Raw genomic sequence first — 3,366 nt, forward strand, 5'->3', positions numbered from 1 at the left:
GGGAGAACTGGGCTGCGCTGCCGTTGGGCCGTCGCACGGCGACCGTCGGTAGGGCGCTCACGGGTACGCGCTACGGCAACTACACCCTGGAGATCGACAACCGCATCGAATCTCCATCAGTGAATCTCTACGCTCTGGACTGCTGGACCTTTTACGAGGTGTCGCTGGCATTCTCCCGTATGATCGGCACCCATCCAGCGCCCTGGTCACCAGTGGAGTTGCTCCGGATGGTGGAGATGGAGCGCTATCGGAACGGCCGTTGTGACGGCACCTACCTCAGCCGCATGCACCACCTTGAAGAGGTGTTTGCCGACAACCAACGGCGCGGACTGGGCACCAATGTGACTCGCTCCCTTGGTGGAGTGCCCGTGCGGCGAAACGTGAGGGAGATGCAGATCGCCTGGCGGAACTACCGCTACCTTCGCAGCAACCCCTCGTTGCGCAGTGGCATCGCCAAGGTGGAAGGCCGGGTGTCCCGGCTTCCAGTGTCCTACATACCGAAAAATCGTGTCGCGGGCATTGAGTCCCGGCTTCAGGACGGCGACGTGCTGGCGATCGCCTCCAAGGACGACACGGGCTACACTTCCCACGTGGGCCTGGCCGTTCGCAATGGCAACACCTGCCGTTTCATGCACGCCACCTCCAGCTATGACAAAGGACGCTGCTGCATTGTGGACACGAGAATTTCCGCGTACCTGGGCGAGAAGTCGGACAACATGGGGCTCATCGTCTTCCGGCCGGTGTAGTGAGCGAGTGCCTGGATGAGATAAGAATAGGTGACGAAGCCGCGGGTTGCCTCTAGCATCCCGCCATGTTTGTGTGGTCTAAGTTGTCATCGGAAAAGTGGGCAGATGCCTGGGAGGAACGTTTCGCCGGGGAGCCTCGTGCCGTCATCACGCGGATCGCGGGCCGCAGCACCATCCGCATCGAAGTCTATTGCGAGAAGAAGAAAGAGGCCGAGGCCATCTCCAACCAGTTCGGCGGCAGCGTGCGCGAGCTGAAGGCGCAAAACTGGGCAGCCATGAGCCAGGAGCAACCGCCGCCGGTGAAGGTTAGGGGACGTCTGCTCGTGGTGGCCGAGAAGGCCAAGACCAAGCTCAAGGAGATCGAGAAAGCGCATCCCAAACTCCAGGTCATCAGCATCCCTGCCGACATGGCGTTTGGCACCGGGCACCATGCCACCACGGCCACGGTGCTGCGCATGATGGTGGATTATGCGAAGGGCAAGGAAGGCCAGCCCTGGACGATGTTGGATCTCGGCACCGGTAGTGGCGTGCTTGCCATCGCGGCGGAGAAACTCGGGGCCAGTGAGGCCTGGGGCTGCGACTTCGACGACAAAGCCGTGCGTGTGGCGCAAGAAAATCTGGTGCGCAACCGGACCCAAAATGTCGTGATTGAAGAGGCTGATGTTTTGAAATGGAAACCCACTCGTCGTTGGGACTGTGTGGCGGCGAATCTCTTCTACGACATCCTGGAGGACGTGTTCCCCAAGATCGTGAAATCCATGTCCAAGCACAGCATCGTTTTTGTCAGTGGCATCCTCCGGACCCAGGCGGACGACTGCCTCAAACTCGGAGAGAAGGCGGGACTGGTCTTCGAGGAGGTCGTCACCCGTGGAAAATGGGTCACCGCACGGGGGCGTCTGGCGGGGAGGAAGTGAGGCGGTTTCACCCAAAAATGCCTTCACAGATGACCTCATCATTGCTTTACGGTGGTTGACAAAGCCGCCTGCCTCTCCTTTGTACCCCTCCCTCCAATTTTTAAACAGCACGCCCAAATGGACTTCATCTCCAAAAACGTATCTGAACTGGCTCCTTCATTGACGCTTTCCATTACCAGCCAGGCCAAGGCGCTGAAGAAGCAGGGCGTGGACGTTTTGAGTTTTGGCGCGGGGGAGCCTGACTTCAATACCCCGGCTCACATCACAGAGGCGGCCATCAAGGCCCTCCAGGATGGCCAGACCCGTTACACAGAGAGCTCCGGCCTGATCGAACTGCGTGAGGCGATTTCTGCCAAGTTCGAGATGGACAACGGCCTCAAGTATTCGCCTTCCCAGATCAGCGTGAACTGCGGAGCCAAGCACTCCTGTTACAACGCCATCCTGGCAGTGTGCAACCCCGGCGATGAAGTGATCATCCCGGCTCCCTACTGGACCAGCTATCCCGAAATGGTGCGCCTCGTGGGTGCCGTGCCGGTCATCGTTGAGACCAAGGCCGAAGACGGCTGGAAGATCACTCCTGAGCAGTTCGAAGAGGCGATGTCTCCTCTCACGAAGATGATCATCCTCAACAGCCCCGGCAATCCGACCGGGTCCGTGTACTCCAAAGACGAGCTTGAGAAGATCGCTGAAATCGCCGTGGGTGAAGACATTGTGATCCTCTCCGACGAGATCTATGAGAAGCTGGTGTATGGTGACAACAAGCACATCAGCATCGCCTCCCTCGGCAAGGAAGTTTCGGATCTGACGATCACCATCAACGGCTTCTCCAAGGCCTATGCCATGACCGGTTGGCGCCTTGGCTACACCGCCGCTCCGAAGGCCATCGCCGACGCGATCGACACCATCCAGAGCCACACGACCTCGAACCCGACGACCTTCGCCCAGTACGGCGCGATCGCCGCCCTCAACGGCGATCAGCAGATCGTGGCGGACATGCGCGAGGAGTTCAACGTGCGTCGTGAGTTCATGCTGGCCCGCCTGCAGAACATCAAGAACATCCGCGTGGTGGAGCCTTGGGGGGCATTCTACTTCCTGGTGAACATTGAGCCCATCGGCATCAAGTCTGTGAACTTCGCAGAGAAGCTCCTCAGCAAGCAGAAGGTGGCTGCCGTTCCTGGCATTGCCTTCGGTGAAGACTACACGATCCGCTTCAGCTACGCGACCAGCCTCGACGTGATCAACGCCGGCATGGACCGCTTCGAAGAGTTCTGCAACCAGCACTAAGAAAGCTGGGCTGGGTTCGAGGATCGTTGATTGAATTGTATAGAACGCGCCCTGTGACACGGGGCGCGTTTTTGTTGAGTGGCGGGAGCGCCGCAGAGTAGAGGAGGCGGGGTCTCCGGCCCCGCGTTTGAGCGGAGGTGGTGAGGTGTGATTGTTGTTGGACGGCGTGGCTGAATGCTCCATCCGGGGTGGCGCGTCCTGACCCGCATAAATGCAGTACTCCAACCCCGGTGCGGAGCGGAGGTGTAGTCCGGCTGTCCCAGCCGGGGTTGTGAGCGGAGTGGGGGAGGTGTGATTGCTGATAGATGGCGTGGCTACATGCCACGTCAGGGGTAACACGTCCCTGACCGCCTAAAGGCCAATGCCATCAGGGAAAAGTGGAGAGGTCGAGCATCTCGCTTTTGTGAAAGTATTGAGGGCCG

At 59.4% G+C, this 3,366-nt stretch carries 3 protein-coding genes; all 3 read left to right on the forward strand.

Going from position 1 to position 3,366, the window contains the following annotated elements; translation table 11 throughout:
• Nucleotides 1–746 (forward strand): N-acetylmuramoyl-L-alanine amidase-like domain-containing protein (locus BV034_RS15205; protein WP_050027858.1); only part of this gene is annotated, 746 nt, incomplete at its 5' end.
• Nucleotides 747–811: 65 nt separating this feature from the next.
• Nucleotides 812–1,660, forward strand: coding sequence for a 50S ribosomal protein L11 methyltransferase (locus tag BV034_RS15210; protein WP_050027859.1), 849 nt, complete (start codon nucleotides 812–814; stop codon nucleotides 1,658–1,660).
• 117 nt (nucleotides 1,661–1,777) lie between these two features.
• The gene (locus tag BV034_RS15215) at nucleotides 1,778–2,944 is read left to right on the forward strand and encodes a pyridoxal phosphate-dependent aminotransferase (RefSeq protein WP_050027860.1); all 1,167 of its coding nucleotides are present in this window, start codon (nucleotides 1,778–1,780) and stop codon (nucleotides 2,942–2,944) included.
• Nucleotides 2,945–3,366: the final 422 nt, after the last annotated feature.

Origin of the sequence: Verrucomicrobium sp. BvORR034 (genome assembly GCF_000739635.1) — a bacterium.
Taxonomy (GTDB): domain Bacteria; phylum Verrucomicrobiota; class Verrucomicrobiia; order Verrucomicrobiales; family Verrucomicrobiaceae; genus Verrucomicrobium.

Excerpts from the sequence above, each read along its gene's own strand:
- BV034_RS15210 (WP_050027859.1), top strand. The coding sequence starts at position 812 with ATGTTTGTGTGGTCTAAGTTGTCATCGGAAAAGTGGGCAGATGCCTGG.
- BV034_RS15215 (WP_050027860.1), top strand. The coding sequence starts at position 1,778 with ATGGACTTCATCTCCAAAAACGTATCTGAACTGGCTCCTTCATTGACG.